Here is a 20,872-nt window from a genome sequence, read left to right as displayed (position 1 = left end):
GAGAATGGAGAAATGGCATGCTTAGATGGCAAACGGCAGGGGAGTCGCACGGTGAAGCGTTAGTAGCCATGATTGAAGGTTTGCCGGCTGGCGTGCACATTACTAGCAATGATGTAGTTTCGGCACTTGCTCGCCGTCGCCTTGGTTATGGTCGTGGCGCGCGTATGAAGTTTGAGCAAGACAAAGTGCGTCTTTTAACTGGAGTTCGCCACGGCGTAACGCTTGGTTCTCCGATTGCTGTAGAAATCGCGAATACAGAGTGGCCAAAGTGGACCGAAGTAATGAGTGCAGATCCTTTGGATCACGAGGTTGAGCAAGTTGGCAGAAATGCTCCTTTGAGCCGCCCTCGTCCAGGGCATGCGGATTTAACTGGTATGCGCAAGTATGGTTTTAATGATGCTCGCGAAGTTTTAGAGCGTTCGAGTGCTAGGGAAACAGCTTCGCGCGTTGCTTTGGGTGCTATTGCTGATGCGTTTTTACAGCAAGCTTTAGGCGTGCGCACAGTTGCGCATGTTATCGGCATTGGCGGCGAATACACTAACAAAAGTTTAGCTTTACCAACACCAGATGATGTTGCTGCTTTGGATGCTTCTCCAGTTCGCACTCTCGACAAAGATGCGCAAGCGCGAATGATGGCTCGCATCGACGAAGCAAAAGCAAATGCAGATACGCTCGGTGGAGTAGTGGAAGTGCTTGCTTACGGCATGCCTGCAGGAGTTGGCACATACGTTGAGTCGGATCGTCGCTTGGATGCGGCTCTCGCGAGCGCGATTATGGGAATTCAGGCTATTAAAGGCGTGGAAATTGGTGACGGTTTTGCAGAAGCAGATCGCCCCGGATCGGCCGCGCACGACGAAATGGTAACAGACGAAAATGGGAAAATTAAGCGTCTTACTAATCGAGCTGGAGGAATTGAAGGCGGAATGTCGAACGGCGAAATCATTCGCGTGCGCGCTGCAATGAAACCAATTCCGTCTATTCCACGCGCTTTGCGCACAGTGGATGTGCTTACTGGCGAAGCTGCTCAAGCTATTAATCAGCGCTCTGATTTCACTGCTGTGCCAGCTGCTTCTGTAGTTGCAGAAGCGATGGTAAGGCTTACTTTAGCTAAGTATGCTTTGGAAAAATTCGGCGGAGATTCTTTGCAAGAAACGCGCCGAAATGTGGAGTCTTACGTAGCTTCCTGGCCGGAGAATATGAAATGAGCAACACTAAACTTCCGCTAGCTGTTATTATTGGCATGCCTGCTGCTGGAAAAACGCGTGTTGGCCGCGAAGTTGCGCATCTTATGAATCTGCCTTTTTATGATACAGATGACATGATCGAGTGCGATATTGATATGTCAATACCGCAATATTTCGAGGAATATGGCCAGGATGCTTTTCGTAAAATAGAAGCTCGCATAGTGCGAGAGGCAATTTTGGGAGATACACCTACAGAAGATTCTACAAAGGGAATAGTTTCGCTTGGTGGCGGTGCGCCTATGCGTGAAGAAACTCAAAAAGTTTTGCGTGAGTATATGCGCTGTGGCGGTCGCGTTGTGTATTTGCAAGCAAATGCTAAAGAGGCTATTGAGCGTGCAAGCTGGAATAATAATCGTCCTATGTTTTCTGGAGAAGATGCGCAAAAGCGTTGGATGGAATTATTTGAGCAGAGAGATCCTGTTTTTAGAGCGGTATCGAATATTCACATGCAAACAAAAGGTTCGACTCCGTATATGGCTGCAGAAAAATTAAGGAGCATGATTATGCAACGTATTGTGCACGTAACAGGTGAAGGAATTGAACCATACGATGTGCGAATTGGTGACGGTGCAATGCAACTTCTGCCGCAAATGCTTGGAACTAAGCCAGTTAAAGTGGCGTTAGTTCACACGCAACCTGTTCAGCGTCATAGCGACAAAGCTCGAACTATTTTGCGCCAATCTGGTTACGAAGTTTTCGACATGTTAATTCCGGATGCAGAAGCTGGAAAAACTATTAAAGTTGCAAGTGGATTGTGGGCTAACCTGGCAGAAGCTGGTTTTACTCGTTCGGATGCAATTGTTGGTTTAGGCGGAGGAGCAGCAACGGATGTCGCTGGATTTGTTGCTGCAACTTGGATGCGTGGAATTCGCTATGTAAACTGCCCTACTTCGCTTCTTGCGATGGTTGACGCGTCTACGGGCGGTAAAACTGGTATTAATACGGATGCTGGAAAGAATCTAGTCGGCAGCTTTTACACTCCAGCTGGCGTTTTAGCAGATACTTCTACGCTTGCAACTCTTCCAAACGATATTCTTATTGAAGGCTTGGGCGAGGTTGCAAAATCTGGTTTTATTCGCGACGGCGAAATTTTGAAGATTCTTAGCGATGCCAATAACGCAAGGCTTTTGCGTGAATTTAATGGGGATGATTTAGAAAATAATAACGAACTTCATGAACTGCTCGTGGAGCTTATTGAACGCACAGTTAAAGTAAAGGCGTATCACGTATCGAGCGATTTAAAAGAGCAGGGTTTGCGCGAGTTTTTGAACTACGGGCATACGCTTGGTCACGCTATTGAGCAGATTGAGCACTTCCGTTGGCGTCATGGAAACGCTGTAGCTGTTGGCATGGTTTTTGCGGCGGAGCTTGCGCAAATTTTAGGATATTTGGATGCGGGAGACGTTGCGTATCATCGTTCGCTTTTGGATTCGCTTGGATTGCCAACTTCGTGGCAGTGTGCCAAAGATGCGGATGCTGCTTTTGAGTGTGTGCTTAACCTTATGCATCGCGACAAGAAAGCGCGCGGCAACATGCTACGTTTCGTAATTTTGGATGGTATTTCTAATCCTATGCATTTAGACAATCCGCCTATTGAAGCTGTTCGTGAAGCTTTTGAGCGCGTTTATAAGCAAAAATAATTAATCTTGCGAGGTAAAAATGGAAAATCAGCATACAAAAAAAGTGCTTGTTGTAAGCGGACCGAATTTAGGTCGTTTAGGCGTGCGTCAGCCGGACGTGTACGGTAGCGAGAACTTTGAAACTTTGCGCGAGAAATGCGAAAAGTGGGGTGCGGAACTTGGGTTTGAAGTAGAAGTGCGCCAAAGTGACGACGAAGCGCAAATGGTTCACTGGATGCACGAAGCTGCCGATACTCATACGCCTGTTGTTATGAATCCTGCCGCTTTTACACACTACAGTTACGCGCTCGCGGACGCTGCTCACATGGTTTTGGATGCTGGAGTTCCGCTCATGGAAGTGCATATTTCTAATCCTGCTGCGCGCGATGCTTTTCGTAAAATTAGTGTAATTAGTCCTGTTGCAACCGGCACTATTACAGGCATGGGATTATACGGCTATAAGCTCGCTTTGGAAGCTGTTGCGCATCTTGTTTGATTTTGTTCGATTTTTTGCGAATCAACACCCAGCGTCGAGGCTCGAAGATACCATGGAGTTCCATGGTTAGAAGACAACATGGTAACTCTCAGGAGCATATTACAAAGCATATTTTTGTCACAGGTGGCGTAGTTTCGTCCCTCGGAAAAGGCCTTACAGCATCATCTTTAGGTCGACTTTTACGCAGTCGCGGATTGCATGTATTACAACAAAAACTTGACCCTTATATCAATGTTGACCCGGGTACAATGAACCCATTCCAGCATGGCGAAGTCTATGTTACGGAAGATGGTGCAGAAACAGATCTCGATATTGGTCATTACGAGCGATTCCTCGATGTTTTCTTAAGCCAGAAAGCAAATGTTACAACTGGTCAGATTTATCAATCTGTGCTTCGTAAGGAGCGCGCTGGCGAATATTTGGGTCAGTGCGTGCAAGTTATTCCGCATATTACTGGCGAGATTAAGTCGCGTATGCGCGCGCAAGCTTCCGACGATGTAGACGTGATTATTACGGAAATCGGCGGCACAGTTGGCGATATTGAATCCCAGCCATTCTTGGAGGCTGCTCGCGAAGTTCGTCGCGATTTAGGTCCTGAAAACTGCATGTTTGTGCACGTTTCTTTGGTACCTTATATTGCTGCAGCGCACGAGTTGAAGACTAAGCCAACTCAGCATTCTGTGATGATGCTGCGTCAGCTTGGTATTTCTCCAGACGCGCTTGTTTTGCGCTCCGATCGTCCGCTTAATCAGGCTATTAAAGACAAGATTTCGCTTATGTGTGATGTCGATGCTGAAGGCGTTGTGAACTGCGTTGACGCTCCAAGCATTTACGATGTGCCGAAGATTTTGTTCAACGAGGGCTTGGACGCTTACGTTGTTCGCGAGCTTGAGCTTCCATTCCACGATGTTGATTGGAACGAGTGGGAAGATTTGCTTGAGCGCGTGCATCATCCAAAGCATGAGCTAAACATTGCAATCGTTGGAAAGTATATTGATTTGCCGGATGCTTACCTTTCTGTTACCGAGGCTATTAAAGCTGGCGGTTTTGCAAACTGGGCTAAGGTGAATGTGCGCTGGGTTGCTGCCGACAAGTGCGAAACTCAAGAAGGTGCAGCTGCGGCTCTTGACCAAATGGACGGCATGGTTATTCCAGGCGGCTTCGGCATTCGCGGTATTGAAGGTAAGATTGGCGCACTTCGTTACGCTCGCGAGCATGGTTTGCCAACGCTTGGTCTTTGCCTTGGCTTGCAATCTATGGTTATTGAGTACGCTCGTCACGTGCTTGGGCTTGAGGATGCTAATTCCACTGAGTTCGAGAAGGATTGTGGCGATCCAGTAATTGCGACTATGGAAGAGCAGAAGGATATCGTGGCTGGTAAGGGAGATATGGGTCACACAATGCGACTTGGCTCTTACCCTGCAATGCTTGAAGAAGGTTCTATTGTTGCTGAGCTTTACGGCACTACGCATGTTACTGAGCGTCATCGTCACCGTTACGAAGTGAACGTGGCATATAAGGATCGTTTGCGCGAAGCTGGCTTGCGTATTAGCGGCCAAAGCCCAGATGGTAATTTGACTGAGTTTGTGGAGCTTCCAAAGGAAGCTCACCCATTCTACGTAGCAACTCAAGCTCATCCAGAGTTTAAGTCTCGTCCAACTAAGCCTCATCCACTGTTTGCTGGATTGGTTGCGGCAGCACTGGAACATCAGGAAGCTGCTGCTAGTAGTAAGGCTGATAAGTAAGGCTTAAGTAAGAATTAAGTAAATAGAAATAAGCGGTAAGACTGGGTTTTCCTAAGTTTTGCCGCTTTTTCATTCGCAACCGATCTTTTCTTTACACGCGCGTAAAGTTTCTGCCGTTTTTGTTTTATTAGATTGTGATAAACATTACGTTTTGCGCGTAACACGGCTATACCAAGAAATCGCATTACGAGGTAACCTTAGATAGGTGATAATTGAGTGGGGAGAGTGCAAAAGTAGCGCTTGGGGAGCAGCTTTTGCCAATTGATACGTACCGCGCGCAGGTGTGCGTTAAGTATGGAGGTGTTACAGGCTTTATGAGCGATACTGGCAATATGAATGATACTGGCGTTACTGGCGATACAAGCGTTGCAGCAAGCGATGGTAATCTAGCAAAAAATAAAGCTGCAGACGTTGAAATGAGCCAGTATGTGGCAGATCGCGCTCGCGTAAACGAAGAGAAAATCCGCCAAGATGAGCAAATTGTTGCTGAATTTGGTGATTACAATTACGGCTGGCACGATTCGGACGCTGCAGGCGAGGCTGCAAAAAAAGGTATTGACGAGTCGGTTGTTCGCGCAATTTCTGCCGATAAAAACGAGCCGGAGTGGATGCTAGATCTTCGCTTGCAAGGCTACCGCGCGTTTTTGCAAAAGCCAATGCCGGATTGGGGCGTGGATTTAAGCGGTTTTGACGCTGACGATTTTAAATACTACGTGCGCCCGGTTCACGATCAAGCAAAAACTTGGGACGATTTGCCGGAAGATATTCGCAAAACTTACGATCGCTTAGGCATTCCGGAAGCGGAGAAAAAGCGCTTAGTTTCAGGCGTTGCAGCACAGTACGAGTCGGAAGTTATTTACAATTCGATTCGCGAAGACTTGGCAGCTCAAGGCGTGATTTTTGTTGACACGGATACGGCAGTGCAAAAGTATCCGGAGCTTGTAAAAAAGTATTTCGCAACCGTGATCCCTGTTGACGACAACAAGTTTGCAGCTCTTAACACCGCGGCTTGGAGTGGCGGCTCGTTCGTGTATGTTCCAAAAGGCGTGCACGTGGATATTCCGCTTCAAGCTTACTTTAGAATTAATACGCCGAACATGGGTCAGTTTGAGCGAACGCTTATTATTGCGGACGAAGGCTCTTATGTGCATTACGTTGAAGGTTGCACGGCTCCAATTTATTCCACGGATTCGCTTCACGCTGCAAACGTTGAAATTGTTGTGGAAAAGCATGCGCGTGTGCGTTACACAACAGTGCAAAACTGGTCAAATAACGTGTATAACTTGGTAACTCAGCGAGCTTACGTGCGCGAGGGCGGCACAATGGAGTGGGTTGACGGAAACATCGGCTCCAAAGCTACTATGAAGTATCCTGCTTGTATTCTTGCCGAGCCTTACGCAAAAGCGGAGACTATGTCTTTGAGTTTTGCTGGCCGCGGACAATATCAAGATACTGGTGCGAAGATGATTCATTTAGCTCCTCACACGAGTTCTACGATTGTTGCTAAGTCGATTTCGCGCGGCGGCGGACGTTCAGCTTACCGCGGTCTTGTGAAGATTATTAAGGGTGCGAAGGGCTCTAGTTCGTCTGTTGTGTGCGATGCTTTGCTTGTTGACGATTTTTCCAGGTCCGATACTTATCCGCATGTTGACGTGCGCGAAGATGACGTTTCGATGGCTCACGAGGCCACTGTTTCCAAGGTTTCGGAGGATCAGCTTTTCTATTTGATGAGTCGAGGGCTTGAAGAAAAAGAGGCTATGGGCATGATTGTTCGCGGCTTCGTGGAGCCGATTAGCCGCGAGCTGCCAATGGAGTACGCGCTTGAGTTGAATCGCTTAGTTGAGTTGCAAATGGAAGGATCCGTGGGCTGATGAGCGAAGATTTAAAAGAGAATTTAGGCAATAAAATGACGGAAAAAGAAATTACTATTCCTATAGCAGACCCTAATGATCCGTATGCGGTTCCTGCAGCAATGCCTTCTAGCGCAGATAAATCCGTGCGCTCGTTTAATGTGGAAGATTTTGCGATTCCAACTAGAAAGCAGGAAGATTGGCGATATACTCCAGTTGAGCGAATTTCCGAGTTTTTCGAGCGTTTTGAACCATCTAATAGTATTCAAGTAACTCTTGAAGGTGTTGGTGGAGCTGCATTGGATGATTCTTACGTTGGTAGCGACGGTTCCGTAAGTTTGCAAGTAAAGCCGAAAAACGAGGCTCCTCATACCGATATGAAGCCGTCTGATCGCGTAGCTGCAGTCGCGTGGAATACAGCGAAATCTGCATACGTGCTTCACGTATCTGGCGAAATCAAAAAGCCAATCGTACTGAAAATTCAGGGTGATAATGTTAATACGCTTGACGCATTGCACTTAGTAATCGAAGCGGATTCTCGCTCGAATGCTGACATTATTATCGAACATACCGGCTGCGCAAAACTTGCTGAAGGTGTGGAAATCATCCTCGGAAAGCACGCGCACGTTTCTACTACCTTTATTCAAGAGTGGGATTCGGGCAGTAAACACGTTGGAAATCAGCGTATTCACGTTGGTGAGGGAGCTTCGCTTCGCCACACGATGGTCACTCTTGGCGGAAATGTTGTGCGCATTCGCATGGATCAGGATTTTGGCGGCGAACAGGGTGATTTGAACATGCTCGGCATGTATTTTGTGGATCCAGGCGAGCATGTTGAGCACCGCACGATGGTTGTGCACAACTATCCAGAATGCAAGTCGCGAGTAGTGTATAAAGGTGCCTTGGAAGGAAAGGGCGCGCATTCGACTTGGGTTGGAAACGCGCTTATTAAGCCGGAAGCTCCTGGCACGGATTCGTACGAGTTGAACCGTAATTTAGTGCTCACTCCTGGAGCAATCGCCGATTCTGAGCCGAATTTGGAAATTGAAAACGGAAATATTATTGGTGCCGGTCACGCAAGTTCAGTCGGCAGATTTGACGACGAAGAGCTTTTCTACTTGCAGTCGCGCGGAGTTAGTGAGATTGAAGCCAGAAAGCTTGTTGTGCGTGGATTCTTTAACGAGCTTATTGAAGAAATTGGCGTTCCGGAAATTGTTGATCACTTAATGAAGGCGATTGAGCGCCGTCTTGCAAGAACGGAAGAATAGGAGAAAAACATGTCAACTTTGGAAATTAAGGATTTGTACGCTTCTGTAGAAACAAAAGAAGGTCGCAAGCAAATCTTAAAAGGCGTAAATCTTACAGTTAATTCTGGCGAAACTCACGCAATCATGGGTCCTAACGGATCTGGAAAGTCTACTCTTGCCTACACTTTGGCAGGGCACCCAAAGTATGAAGTAGATTCGGGTCAAGTTCTTCTCGACGGCGAAGATATTTTGAAAATGACTCCTGACGAACGCGCGAAAGCCGGATTATTCCTCGCAATGCAATACCCGGTAGAGGTACCTGGTGTATCTATGACGAACTTCCTTCGCACTGCAAAAACTGAAGTCGAAGGCAAAGCTCCATCTTTAAGAAGCTGGGTGAAAGAACTTAGCGAGGCTATGAAAAAGCTTCGAATGGATCCAAAATTTGCGTCGCGTTCTGTAAACGAAGGCTTTTCTGGCGGCGAAAAGAAGCGCGCGGAAGTTTTGCAACTAGAGCTTTTGAAACCAAAGTTTGCGATTTTGGACGAAACTGATTCCGGACTCGACGTTGACGCTCTTCGAATTGTGTCAGAAGGCGTGAATCGCGCCAAGGAAAACACCGGTTTGGGCATTATGATGGTCACGCATTACACGCGAATCCTTAAGTATATTAAGCCGGATATTGTGCACGTTTTTGCGCAAGGTCACTTTGTAAAGACGGCAGGACCGGAACTTGCGGACGAGCTGGAAGAAGAAGGCTACGACAAGTATTTGCCGGAAGGTGCAACAGAGTCGGCGCTGGCTTAAGCGCGGTTCATAAAATAATAGTTTTAACTAACGGCTTAGAATATGACTACAGTGACTGAAGAAAATATTATGCGAGAATTTAGCGATTTGCGCTCGCAGTTTCCGATTTTAAGTCGCACAGTTCATGGCACTTCGCTTCACGATACTGTGCACGGAAAACCCTTGATTTACTTGGATTCTGCAGCTACTTCGCAAAAGCCGCAAGTTGTAATCGATGCCGAAAAAGAATTTTACGAAACAATTAACGCTGGTGTGCACAGGGGAGCGCATGAGTTGGCGGCGCTTTCCACGGTTGCGTTCGAAGAAGCGCGTGCGAAAGTTGCGCGGCTTGTTGGAGCATGCGCGGACGCTGGCAGCGAGGAAATTATTGTTACTCCGGGCGCGACCGGCGCACTTAATCTTCTCGCAACTGCTATTGGTAACGCTAGTGCGAAGGCGAGAATTTGCAAAAAATGCAGCGATGATTATGCCGATTCTGCTGATTTTAAGCGTGATTTCCGCCAAAATTTTGCGCTTCGTGAAGGCGACGTAATAGTCGTATCTCGCGCGGATCACCATTCTGTCTTGCTTCCATTCCAGGAGCTGGCTCTTCGCACGGGAGCAGAGCTTCGCTGGATTGACGTAACAGAAGACGGTCGCGTGCGCACGGATGCAGATTATTTGCGAACAATTATTGACGAGCGCACGAAAATCGTTGCAGTTACGCATATTAGCAACGTTACTGGCGCTGTTACGGACGTTTCGTCGATTTGCAAGCGTGCTCATGAAGTTGGGGCGATTTTTGTGCTCGACGCATGCCAGTCAGTTCCGCATATTCCAGTTGATTTTCACGCATTAGACGTTGATTTTGCGGCATTTAGTGCGCATAAAATGTATGGTCCTACGGGAGTTGGATTCTTGTATGGTCGTCGCGAGCTTTTGAACGCGCTTCCGCCTGCGAATTTTGGCGGCTCAATGGTGGAGCTTGCTTGGCTTAACAAGCCGGCGCAATACATGGATGCGCCTTACCGCTTTGAGGCTGGAACTCAGCCTGTTGCGCAAATGGTTGCGGCAGGAGTTGCAGCGGATTGGCTGCGCTCGTTGGACATGAACCGAGTTGCAGAGCATGAGCAGGAAATTGCTGCAGAATTGCTAAAATTACGGGATGTTCCAGGCGTTCGCGTTTTAGGTCCGACTGATTTAGAGAATCGAATTGGCACAGTTGCTTTTGAAGTTGAGGGCGTGCATCCGCACGATGTTGGACAGTTTTTGGATGCTCAAGGCATTGCGATTCGCGTCGGGCATCATTGTGCTCAGCCGATTCACCGTCATTTTGGTGTATACGCTTCGAATCGCGCTTCTGTTGGTGTTTACAACACAGTTGACGAGGCTCGCGCGTTTGTTGAAGCAGTCTCACACGTTCGCGCCTACTTTGGCGCATAATATTGTTAGCGAGCGAGTTGGATAGTTAGCGAGTTAGGAAGTAGGTAAGGAGTGCGTATGTTTGATATGGGTTTTGGTGCGGGCGCTGGTTTTGGTGCGGGCGCTGGTTTTTCAGATGCGGCTGGTGACGGCTTGGAAAGCATGTATCAAGAAGTGATTTTGGATGCTGCGCGAAATCCGCATGGCAAAACTCATTTTGAAAGCACGGATGCGCTCGCACAAGCGGAATTGCAGGAAGAATCTCAAGAATCTGCTGAATCTGCCGAATCTGCAGAAAATACAGAATCTTCCGAAAATAAAGAATCTGCTGAAAATACAAAATCTGCCGAAATCACCCTAAATAATACTCACGAAAGTTGTGCTGTTACATCTGACGAAAACTCTGCTTTAGGTCAATCGCACCAATTCAATCCAACTTGCGGCGACGAAGTTACCATGCGCGTGGAGCTTTCGCGCAGCGCAAATAATGACGAAACACCAATAGTATCAAGTATTAAGTGGGACGGTCACGGCTGCTCAATTTCGCAAGCAAGCCTTTCAATGATGGTTGATCTAGTCGAAGGAAAATCAGTTGACGAAGCCTTACAATTAGACGCGCTTTTCCACAAACTTATGGAATCTCGCGGAGAAGGTTTGCAAAGCGAAGAGGACGAAGATGCGCTGGAAGATGCAATGGTTTTGCAAGGCGTATCGCGCTACCCAATGCGAATTAAGTGCGCGCTTTTGGCGTGGGAAGGCTTAAAAGACAGCATCGCAAAAGCTTCACAAAACTTGAATCCGCAAATTCTTGGCAGCTTGTAAAATCGAAATTTGGTACAAGCAAAGCAAGGAATATTATGGAAGAAAATAAATCGGCAGTTGAGGTGGCGGCGTCGACACCTTTAAGCGCGAACGATATTGGCAGGGTTACCGAAGAAGATATTAAGGAAGCGCTTCACGATGTTGTGGATCCTGAGCTTGGCATTGACGTGGTTGATTTAGGCTTGGTTTATGGCATTGAAATTGATGAGCTTGGGCGCGCAATTATTACTATGACGCTTACCACGCCTGCATGTCCGTTAACTGAATTGATTGAGGATGAGTGTGCGAATGCGCTCGCAGGCTTGGTGGAAGAGTTTCGTATTGATTGGACGTGGAAGCCGCGTTGGAGCGTTGAAAACATTAATGAGGACGGTCGCGCGCAGCTTGAGGCGCTTGGCTACAATCTCAACAGTTTGCAAGCGAATTTTGCTGCAGGAATGTACGGTTCTGGCGTAGTTGGCGATGCGTCGATGAGTGCTGGTATTCCGCCAACTGTGTGAGTATTTGGTTGGCGTGCTGTTTTGTTTTGTTGTTTTGTTTTGAGAGCAACGTATTGCACAAGTGGGAATTATGGGCGCTGAAATAAAGGCAGTTAGTGCAAGCGGTATCTGTGATGTGCACGAAATAAGTGATGTGCGCAAAATAAGTGATGTGCGCGAAAATAGTATTCGCAAGTATGCTTTGCGCAAAATAACTGACGTTGTTTTCGACTTGCAATTGCTGGTGGATTGGGATGCGCGCCGCACTCTGGCTGCGGATTATCCGGATTTTATTGGGGAAGTGCTTTTTAGTTTCGAGCCTGAGTGGGGATTTGAGTTTCACGAGTCATTGCGCGAGGCTGGGTGGAGCAGCAAGCAAGCGCTGGATTCGTTTGATGAGCATCACGGACCGGCAGTTACGTGGCTATATCGCTTGTATTTTGAGCGTTTCGAGCGCGGTTTTGCAGGCGAGCTCGCGGATGCTTCGGCTGTGGCGCGTGAGTTGATTGCGAGCGGCGTGCGCGTGTGGGCACTTGGTAACGCTTCTTGCGATTGGTTAAATTGCGCGCGCAAAACTTGCCCAATACTCGGCGAGCTTAACGGCGTTTGTGCATCTTACGAATCGCATTTGCGCAAACCCGACGTAATGCTTTACCGCACGTTTTTGCAACAAACCGGTCTTTCCGCTGCTTCCGCGCTTTTTCTCGAAAGTGACTCTCGCGCAGCTTCTGCAGCGTCGCTGCTTTATTCTTAAGCTGCATTTCTAATCTGCGCGCGCTCGGCCGCTTCGAGCGAATCGTAGCCATACATGTGCACGGTATTCGCGATTATCATTTGCGTAAGATTTAGGTTTTCCGCGCGCAAGTTATGTACAAAACGCTGGTATTTAGCGAAAGTTGCGTCAGAATACGTGCTTAATTCGCCTCGCAAATACGTTTCAAAAGACGTATTCTCTGCCGTATCCTCGCTAGTTTTAAGCACGCGCATCGCAAAACCCAAATTTGGGTAGCGATTGCGAAAACCCACAGCCCACTCAACTTGAGTTAAAATAATCTGCTCCTGCGCGCTTTTTCTAGGCTCCAAAATCGGCTTAATATAAGGCTTAATCGTGCGCTCAAAAATTTCCGGCGCAGTCGACTCCATCATTCGCGCATACTTTTCCGTAATCAAATTGCCGCCGTCGCTATTCGCGAGCTCAAGATCCTGTTTATAAGACTCCTGCAAATCAAGCGGCCACGCCAAAAACTGACTTATGCGCATAATGCGAAAAGTTGGCCAGTTTCCTTGGCAATTCGCGCGTCCACCTTCGTTTTCTGTAAGCTGGAACTGATCCCACTCGAGTTTAGTGATTTCTTCCGCAAGATTTTCTGCTTTCGCAAGCTTTTGCGCTTTCGTATTTACTGATAAATCGCACATCATAAGCTCTTCAAACATGCTGCACGCGAGTGAATATGTGCTTCAACGTACGGCCGCTGCCATTCCAAAAAAGTTTCGCTGCAATCGCTTAAGCCTTGATATTGCAATTCTCGCACAATATCTTCGCAAATGCTGTCAATTATTTGCGTAACTTGCTTTTGCGCAATTCCGGCTCCCTTCCCGCCTTCGCCAAAACTGTCTCCGCCAAAACTGTCTCCGCCGGAGCCGTCTCCGCCAAAGCAAGAAGCGGAAGAAAGTCGCATTATTGACTCAAGTTTGCTGCACACTTCCGGAAGCCTAGAAGCCATGCGGTTGCAGAGCTTTCGTAACGCTGCAAACTGCCACTTGTAGTACGGCAAGTAGCCTGCGGTTACGGGATTGTTGAGCAGAAACACGAGTGAAGCGGTTGCGTGTACGAATTCGTTTATAGAAAGCCATGCGGCGGATGCGTCTTTGCGCGCGATCATGCGGGGGAAATTGTACTGGCCAGCTTGCGAAATCATGCCAAGTCTGCGAGAGATTAGTGAGATTCGCACGTCGTCCGGCATGAGCTTGAAGCTTTGGCGCGCCTTTGAGAACTCGCCAAGAGGATCCGCGAAAATTTTGCCATTCGTCGCTGTTGCAAGCGTTGACTCGCTTAGCGATAGCCATAAGTGCGGCTCGTTTTGGCTTGGAGCGGTGGGGAAGCCGGTTAGATTTTCAAAAAATTCGCTTATGCGAAATACTCCGACGCGCTTGCTGCTTTCGCATGATTTTGCGCGCGGTGTTTCGTTGCGAGAGTCAAAACCGGCGTATTTTCGCGGAAGTGCGTCGTAAGCAGTCTGCAAATCCGCGCCGATTTCCGCGTAATCTTCGTTGGTAAGCCATAAGCAGAATCCTGGTCCAAAATCGTGGTCTCGCGAAATCTCGTCGTCAAAACCGTAACATTCCGATCCGTGTCCAACTAATCCCGCAGCTATGCGGTTTTTGTATTTTGCAAATTTTGGCTGATCAAGTAACGTTTTTCCGTAAGTTTGCCAATATGATTGCGCTAATTGCATGCCGGTTTTTATGTTATGGTTTGCTGCGTTCTGGGTTGCTGCGTTCTGGTTTGCTGCGTGTGAGTTCGTTGAGTGTTGTTCTGTTATATCTTGGTTTGCTGATCCTTGAATTTTTGTAGATTTTTTCGTAACTTTTTCTGCCAACTCGCGCGTCTGCCGCAAATTTTCCGTCGTAATCGCGTAAGATTCGCTATCTTTTCCGTAGCATCTCGCAATCAAATCAAGTGCCTTACTGTAACTCTCCTCCGCTTGAGCGTACTCGCCGCGCGCGCACTGTACTTGCGCAAAACCTGCCAATGCAGAAGCGTAGTGCGGCTGATTTTCGTTATTCCCCGCAATATACATGCGAACGCTGGTCGAAGCGTGTTCAAAAGCGGATTCAAGAGTTGCGGATTTGCTGTTTGTGCTGGTGTTGGGATGCGAGCACTCCTTCGTACACTCCTGCAGCATCGCAAGCGCAAGATTCGTGTGCGTGGCGGCAATATCGATGTCGCGCTCAGGATCCGTGCTCGTATTTTGCAAAATTTCAAGCGCCTGATTAAGCTCCTCAATTGCATCATGCGTGCGACCGGTTTCGCTGTAAAGCATCGAAAGATTGTTGTGAAGCGCGGCGAGCTTGCGATTTTTGGCGCCAAGAGTCATGGCGGATTCGTTAAGAGCCTGAGTGTAAATTTTTTCGGCGCGATCGTAGTCGCCAGCCGCGCGGAGGCTTGTGGCGGCGTTAATTAGTGTGGTTGTGCCAGCTTCGGTGCCAGCTAGCTGCATTTTGTTTGCAAGATTTAGAGCGCGATTGATGATTGGCTGATTTTTTGTGTGCTCTCCGCGCGAACGGTAAAAGCCCATGAGTTCGTTGAGAATAGACAGTTGCAGGGGATTGGCTTCGGTAAGTTTTCGCAAAAGATACGTTTCAATCGCGTCTGCGCTCGCGTGATTCGCGAACATTTCGTCAAGCTCGTTATAAAATTGCGCAGCGTCCTCCATCAAAGCCCCTTGCTATTGCGCTTGTTCACAATCAATCGACTTCAATTTTACAGCCATGTAAAGAAACTGCCGCTTTCACGCCAAATTGCGGCAGAAACTTTACGCACGTGTAAAGGAAATATCGCCTACGCGCCTTAATTCGGCAGAAATTTTACAGCCTTGTATAGGAAACGTCGGAATTGTGGGGGGGGGTAATGTCAAAAATCAAAAGTCGGGCTGGCGGGATTTGAACCCGCGGCCTCTTCGTCCCGAACGAAGCGCGCTACCAAACTGCGCTACAGCCCGATGCTGAAACTAGCGAAAGCATATGCGCATAAAAGTTCCAACAACGTCCGTAATGTTACAGGTTGGCTAATACAAATTATTGTAAAGCGTGTGCAAGTCGCGCAAAGCAAGTCACGCAAAGTAAGTCCCGCGTAAGCATATTGCTACAGGCTGCGGAATTTCTTTGTAAACATATCGCAAATTATCACTGCAAGTCGCGTATAAAACCTGTATTACCTACTGGCTACAATTAGCGTTTATGACTGACACCAATACTGCAATGTCTGCCGCGCAAAGTGCCGCAGAATCTGCCGCTAAAAATGCAGCAGAAAACGAAGCAACAGATACCGTCAATGAAATTGACACTGTTGAACATGCCGAAATGTTACTCGCTCAAGACGAGGCAATCGCCAAGCGCGTAAACGAAGGCGCAACCTTGGATGAAGCAATCGACCCAAGCAATAAAGAATTTGGGCCACAAGCTCATCCTGAGCAGGTACAGATGCGCGTTGCTAAGCGTGCAATGATGCTTAAGGAGGGTGTGCAGCCTTATCCTGTGCATCTTAACGTTACTGACACAATCGAAAAGGTGCGTGCTGATTTCGATGGCAAGCTTGAAGCTGGCGAAGAAACCGATACCGAGGTTGGTATTGCAGGTCGCGTGCTTTTCTTGCGTAACGCTGGCGGCTTGTGCTTTGTTAAGCTTTCTGCCGGTGATGGTACTACGATTCAGGCGATGGTTTCCAAGAAGGAAATTGGTGAGGAGTCCATTAAAAGTTTTAAGCAGATGGTGGATTTGGGTGACCACTTGTACGTTCGTGGTCGCGTGATTTCTTCTAAGACTGGCGAGCTTTCTGTATTTGCAACCGAGTGGGCGATTGCGGCTAAGGCTTTGCAGCCGCTTCCGGCTTTGCATAAGGAATTAAGCGACGACACTCGTACGCGCAAGCCTTATATTGGCATGATTGCGGACGAGAAGATTCGCGATATGGTTCGCAGGCGTTCGCGCGCTGTGGCTTCGCTTCGCCGCACTTTCGACAGTCATGACTTCTTGGAAGTCGAAACTCCAATGTTGCAAACGGTTCATGGCGGTGCTGCTGCTCGTCCATTTACAACTCACATGAACGCTTTCGACATTGATCTTTATTTGCGCATTGCGCCTGAGCTTTTCTTGAAGCGTTGCTTGGTTGGTGGTATTGAGCGCGTGTTCGAAATCAACCGCGATTTCCGCAACGAAGGCGTGGATGCAACTCACGCTCCAGAGTTTACAATGCTTGAGGCTTACCAAGCTTACGGCACCTACGATACGATTGCTGCTCTTACCAAGGAGTTGATTCAGAAGGCTGCTGTCGATGCTTTCGGTTCCACTAAGGTGACTTTGCTTAATGGCGAAGAGTACGATTTTGGCGGCGAGTGGAAGCAGATTACCATGTACGGCTCGCTTTCTGAGGCTTTGGGCGAGGAGATTACTCCGGAAACTTCTGTTGAGCATTTGGGTGCGATTGCAGACAAGCTTGGCGTTGAGCGCGATGACGTGGAAAATCACGGCAAGTTGGTTGAGCACTTGTGGGAGCACTTCTACGAGGATAAGCTTTACGAGCCAACGTTTGTGCGCGACTTCCCAGTGGAGACCAGCCCTCTTGTTAAGGGTCACCGCACAAAGCCAGGAATGGTTGAAAAGTGGGATTTGTATGTGCGTGGATTTGAGCTTGCAACCGGCTACTCCGAGCTTAACGATCCTGTTGTGCAGCGCGAGCGTTTTGTTGCTCAAGCTAAGGATGCTTTGGCTGGAGACGTTGAGGCAATGGATATTGACGAGGACTTCATTGAGGCTCTCGGCGTCGGTATGCCTCCTGCTGGCGGCATGGGAATGGGTATTGATCGCTTGCTGATCGCTCTTACGGGCGCAACTATTCGCGAGACAATTACGTTCCCACTCGTGAAGCCACTTCGCTAGTTGGTAAGTTTTAAGGGATATAAAGCCGTTGGATGTTGGTTAACATTCAGCGGCTTTTTTGTATGCGATGAGGTTGCTGCGTAGTGCTCCATTTGCGAGCGTTTTGGCTGTTTGTAGAAACATTTGCCGTGTTTTTCTTTGGCGTTTATGGTCAGTTTGGTTGGTTTTGGAAACATTTGCCGGTAAATTCTACGGCGTTTGTTGTCGTTTATGCATTGTCTGACCACATTTGCCGTGTTTTTCTCTGGCGTTTGCGCGACGACATGCTTGAGTGCAGCATAGAGCGCGCGAAAGCAACTCGGAGCGGAAACTCGCTTAGGTTGGAAGTCCGGGGGACTTCCAACGCGAGTTTCGTAGCGAGCGCGTTACCCGCACGAGCGTTGCCTCACATTTGGAGCGTTTAGGTCTGTCGTCGTAAGGCGTGAATAAACTAGGCAATTATGACATACAAATTAGTATTGCTCCGACATGGTCAGAGCGCATGGAATAAAACCAATCAGTTCACTGGTTGGGTTGATGTACCACTGACTGAGCAGGGTGTTGAGGAAGCTAAGCATGGTGGCGAGCTTCTTAAGGAGAAGAACGTTCTTCCAGACATCGTGTTCACTTCTTTGCTTCGTCGCGCTATCAACACCGCGAATTACGCGCTTGATGCAGCCGACCGCCTTTGGATTCCAGTTCGCCGCAGCTGGCGTTTGAACGAGCGTCACTATGGCGCTTTGCAAGGCAAGAACAAGTCTGAGATTCGTCAGGAATATGGCGATGAGAAGTTCATGATTTGGCGTCGTTCTTACGCAACCCCACCTCCTGAAATCGATCCAAACGACGAGTATTCTCAGACGAACGATCCTCGTTACGCAGGCGATCCAGTTCCAGAAACTGAGGCTTTGGCAAACGTTGTAACTCGCGTAACTCCTTACTGGGAGTCGGATATTATTCCTGAGCTTAAGTCCGGCAAGACCGTAATGATTGCTGCTCATGGCAACAGCTTGCGCGCAATCGTTAAGATGCTCGATAACTTGAGCGAGGAAGAGATTTCCAAGGTGAACATTCCAACCGCTATTCCTCTGCTTTACGAGTTGGATGAGAACTTCAAGCCAATCAAGTCTCGCGGTGAGTATTTGGATCCAGAAGCTGCTGCTGCCGGCGCTGCTGCCGTGGCTGCTCAGGGTCAGAAGTGAGACTCTGATTAAGCTGGATTTGGTTTGCTTAAGTTAGCTTTGAACTGATTAAGTTAGCTTTTACAATAAAAGTAGGTTTGCAATTAATTTGCAAACCTACTTTTTGTTTACTTTTATTTTCATGCGCACTTTGAGTAACTTGAAAGTGCGTAGCGCGTTTCGCTGTAACCGCTTTACGCTACAACCGTGTCTTTATCTGGCTCCGGCTTCTTGGACGGATCGAATCCGGAAACAATAAACACAATTTGCCTTGCGACGGCAACGCAATGGTCTCCAATTCGCTCAATAAAGCGGCTAAGCAGAACGACATCAATTAACTGCCTGCGTGTACCCTTCCAATTTTCGCCTTCTACCAGCTCAAAAATCTTTTCGTGCAATTTGTCGAGCGCATCGTCGCCAGCAATAATAGTTTCCGCCATTTGCACATCGCGATTTGCAACCATGGTCGTTAAGCGGCCTGACAGTTCGTGCAAGAAATCAACCATTGCAACAATAGTTTCGCGTCCTTCTTGCGCAATAGCAGATTCAGGCCAGGTTCGTCTAGTAATTTGAGCGATATGACTTGTTAAATCTCCCATGCGTTCAAACGTTGCAGCTAATCGCATTGTAGCTACAACTTCGCGCAAGTCCGTTGCCACAGGGTTTTGGCGAGCAAGCAAAGTCAAGCATTGGTCAATAGTGCTTGCTTCTAAAGCGTCTAAGTTTGCGTCTTTATCGATAACAGTTTGAGCAGCTTCCAAATCCGCGTTTAAAAGCGCGCTTCCAGCATCGTTCATAGCTTTTGCTACAAGTTCTGCCATGCGCTCGATGTTTGAAGCAATCGCCTTCATTTCTTCGTTGAAAATTACTCGCATGGTGCGTCCTTTCTCAGTGCTGTGAGTTTATTTGAACGCCTAGTTTGCACGTCTCTATAAGTCAGGCATCCTATGTAATTATAGACGACGCTGGTAACGAAGCGACCGAAACTTTACAGCCGTGTAAAGTTTCTGCCGCTTTTTAGTTGCATAGTTACAAAAGCGCGCAAAATATGAGATTATAGGAGTATGCCTCAAGGTTCTTCTGCGGTTGTGATCGTTGTATTTGTTGCTTTCGGCGTGCTTGCGTTGTGCGTTGTGCTTTCGTTGTGTGTGTTGATGTCGGATTGGTTTTCTACAGTTTTGCGTCTTTTTAAGCGAGCGTTTAATTATATTCGTGGCGCAAGGTATGGCACAAAGTATGACGAAAGCGACGACATAAGCGACGACATCAGCGACAACGCAAGCGACGACATCAGCGACGACGCGTCCCAAGTTTTGGCAATGCTCGACATGCCAACTGTTGTCATTGATGCCAACAATGACGTAATTCGCGCAAGTTCTGAAGCTTATTTGCTAGGTGTTGTTAGCGATGATTCGCTATGTCAGCCTCGCGTTCTTCAAGCTGCTAATTCCGTACGCGCTTCTGGTGGATTCGAGCGCTTCTCTTTGGTCACTTCGACCCCTGAGCGTTATGTGTCAATAACTGCAAATCCTCAAGAGTCAACCACTGTTTCGCGCCCTAATTGGCTTACTGTTACGGCTGGAAGCATTGGAGGCGGTATTGTAGTTGTAATTATTGAGGATACGAGTGCAGCTCACCGTTTTGCGCAAACTCGCGACGACTTTATTTCCAACGTTTCTGAGCAGTTAATGCGATCTACTCGCAACTTAACTCAGCTTACGAAAGTTTTGCAAAACGAACAGGTATCTGCGCAAAAAATTAAAGATATTGCGCAAATTGCCGGTAAATCTTCCAAGAAACTTGAGCACATGCTTGAAGATTTGTTATGGCTGGTTCGCGCTCAAAATCCTATTGATTTAGATTCTGCGCAAGTATTTTCTTTGAATGATGTTTTGTCGTATGTGCAAAATCAAGTTGCTGCGTTTGCTAAGGATTGTTGCGTACGCGTCGTGTCAAAAGTCGATTCGCACTTATGCGTGCGCGGTGAAATTTCGCAAATTCAAGCTGCAGTGCGGAAATTAGTTGAGAATGCAATTACGTATTCTCCAAAAAATTCTACAGTTTCGCTATCTGCGTCACTTTCAACAGATGGTCAATACGCTGTGATTCGTGTTGTAGATCGCGGAGTTGGCATTGATTTGCAAGATCAGTCGCGAATTTTTGAACGATTCTATCGTGCGAATAATCAAAATAGTCAAAGCCAGGATGGTGTAGGTTTAGGGCTTGCAATTGCTAAGCATGTGGCACTTACGCACCACGGAAATATTACGCTTTGGAGTATGCCGGGGCAGGGTACTACCGTAAGTTTTGCGCTACCAATTGCAAATAAATAAGCAGCAAGTTA

Annotated in this window: 17 protein-coding genes and 1 tRNA gene; 14 read left to right on the top strand and 4 right to left on the bottom strand. The window is 47.7% G+C overall.

Features of this window, described 5'->3' with window-relative positions:
* Positions 1-17 precede the first annotated feature (17 nt).
* The 11 genes from aroC to HXT48_RS05560 all read left to right on the top strand — a co-directional run bounded on the left by aroC (position 18) and on the right by HXT48_RS05560 (position 12,464).
* Entirely contained in the window at positions 18-1,205 is a 1,188-nt protein-coding gene (aroC, locus tag HXT48_RS05610; protein WP_012913896.1) for a chorismate synthase, read from the top strand.
* Positions 1,202-2,884 (top strand): bifunctional shikimate kinase/3-dehydroquinate synthase, encoded by a 1,683-nt coding sequence (locus HXT48_RS05605; RefSeq protein ID WP_012913897.1) that lies wholly within the window; start codon positions 1,202-1,204, stop codon positions 2,882-2,884. Before aroC ends, HXT48_RS05605 begins: the two co-directional genes overlap by 4 nt.
* A 19-nt stretch (positions 2,885-2,903) precedes the next feature.
* Complete coding sequence (locus tag HXT48_RS05600; protein WP_004110700.1) at positions 2,904-3,359, top strand: type II 3-dehydroquinate dehydratase; 456 nt, start codon at positions 2,904-2,906, stop codon at positions 3,357-3,359.
* Between the two features lie 62 nt (positions 3,360-3,421).
* Positions 3,422-5,104: a CTP synthase gene (locus tag HXT48_RS05595; RefSeq protein ID WP_012913898.1), complete on the top strand. Its 1,683-nt coding sequence runs from the start codon at positions 3,422-3,424 to the stop codon at positions 5,102-5,104.
* A gap of 332 nt (positions 5,105-5,436) precedes the next feature.
* A complete protein-coding gene (sufB, locus tag HXT48_RS05590) occupies positions 5,437-6,975 on the top strand; it encodes a Fe-S cluster assembly protein SufB (RefSeq protein ID WP_049762345.1) in 1,539 nt (512 codons plus the stop codon).
* Positions 6,975-8,222, top strand: coding sequence for a Fe-S cluster assembly protein SufD (sufD, locus tag HXT48_RS05585; RefSeq protein WP_116431891.1), 1,248 nt, complete (start codon positions 6,975-6,977; stop codon positions 8,220-8,222). Before sufB ends, sufD begins: the two co-directional genes overlap by 1 nt.
* 9 nt (positions 8,223-8,231) lie before the next feature.
* Positions 8,232-9,008, top strand: a complete 777-nt coding sequence (gene sufC / locus HXT48_RS05580; protein WP_004110671.1) for a Fe-S cluster assembly ATPase SufC — start codon at positions 8,232-8,234, stop codon at positions 9,006-9,008.
* 69 nt (positions 9,009-9,077) lie between these two features.
* Entirely contained in the window at positions 9,078-10,430 is a 1,353-nt protein-coding gene (locus HXT48_RS05575; RefSeq protein ID WP_421793210.1) for a SufS family cysteine desulfurase, read from the top strand.
* A 57-nt stretch (positions 10,431-10,487) separates the two neighbouring features.
* Positions 10,488-11,231: a Fe-S cluster assembly sulfur transfer protein SufU gene (sufU, locus tag HXT48_RS05570; protein ID WP_076002659.1), complete on the top strand. Its 744-nt coding sequence runs from the start codon at positions 10,488-10,490 to the stop codon at positions 11,229-11,231.
* Positions 11,232-11,266: 35 nt separating this feature from the next.
* Positions 11,267-11,731 carry a metal-sulfur cluster assembly factor gene (locus HXT48_RS05565; RefSeq protein ID WP_119522434.1) on the top strand — a complete coding sequence of 155 codons (465 nt, stop codon included), beginning with the start codon at positions 11,267-11,269 and terminating at the stop codon, positions 11,729-11,731.
* A 70-nt stretch (positions 11,732-11,801) separates the two neighbouring features.
* Positions 11,802-12,464 carry an HAD family hydrolase gene (locus tag HXT48_RS05560; protein WP_421793028.1) on the top strand — a complete coding sequence of 221 codons (663 nt, stop codon included), beginning with the start codon at positions 11,802-11,804 and terminating at the stop codon, positions 12,462-12,464.
* On the opposite strand, the gene HXT48_RS05555 is transcribed toward HXT48_RS05560, so the two are convergent.
* From HXT48_RS05555 to HXT48_RS05545, 3 genes are all read right to left on the bottom strand, one after another.
* Positions 12,461-13,129 (bottom strand): DUF4125 family protein, encoded by a 669-nt coding sequence (locus HXT48_RS05555; RefSeq protein WP_415690163.1) that lies wholly within the window; start codon positions 13,127-13,129, stop codon positions 12,461-12,463. The genes HXT48_RS05560 and HXT48_RS05555 overlap by 4 nt on opposite strands.
* Positions 13,126-15,147, bottom strand: coding sequence for a DUF4037 domain-containing protein (locus HXT48_RS05550; RefSeq protein WP_421793027.1), 2,022 nt, complete (start codon positions 15,145-15,147; stop codon positions 13,126-13,128). Before HXT48_RS05550 ends, HXT48_RS05555 begins: the two co-directional genes overlap by 4 nt.
* A gap of 211 nt (positions 15,148-15,358) precedes the next feature.
* A tRNA-Pro gene (locus tag HXT48_RS05545) sits at positions 15,359-15,432 on the bottom strand.
* 238 nt (positions 15,433-15,670) lie between these two features.
* Here HXT48_RS05545 and lysS point away from each other — a divergent pair.
* Together lysS and HXT48_RS05535 are read left to right on the top strand one after the other, a co-directional pair.
* Complete coding sequence (gene lysS / locus HXT48_RS05540; protein ID WP_415705540.1) at positions 15,671-17,368, top strand: lysine--tRNA ligase; 1,698 nt, start codon at positions 15,671-15,673, stop codon at positions 17,366-17,368.
* 440 nt (positions 17,369-17,808) lie between these two features.
* Complete coding sequence (locus tag HXT48_RS05535; RefSeq protein WP_004110639.1) at positions 17,809-18,549, top strand: phosphoglyceromutase; 741 nt, start codon at positions 17,809-17,811, stop codon at positions 18,547-18,549.
* A 173-nt stretch (positions 18,550-18,722) separates the two neighbouring features.
* Here HXT48_RS05535 and phoU read toward each other — a convergent pair whose 3' ends face one another.
* Entirely contained in the window at positions 18,723-19,403 is a 681-nt protein-coding gene (gene phoU / locus HXT48_RS05530; protein WP_004110636.1) for a phosphate signaling complex protein PhoU, read from the bottom strand.
* A gap of 189 nt (positions 19,404-19,592) precedes the next feature.
* Between phoU and HXT48_RS05525 the strand changes: the two genes are divergently transcribed.
* Positions 19,593-20,861 (top strand): sensor histidine kinase, encoded by a 1,269-nt coding sequence (locus HXT48_RS05525; RefSeq protein WP_116431885.1) that lies wholly within the window; start codon positions 19,593-19,595, stop codon positions 20,859-20,861.
* Positions 20,862-20,872 lie beyond the last annotated feature (11 nt).

Origin of the sequence: Gardnerella sp. KA00127 (assembly GCF_049244125.1) — a bacterium.
GTDB lineage: Bacteria > Actinomycetota > Actinomycetes > Actinomycetales > Bifidobacteriaceae > Bifidobacterium > Bifidobacterium swidsinskii.
This window is presented reverse-complemented; position numbering and strand designations above follow the sequence as displayed.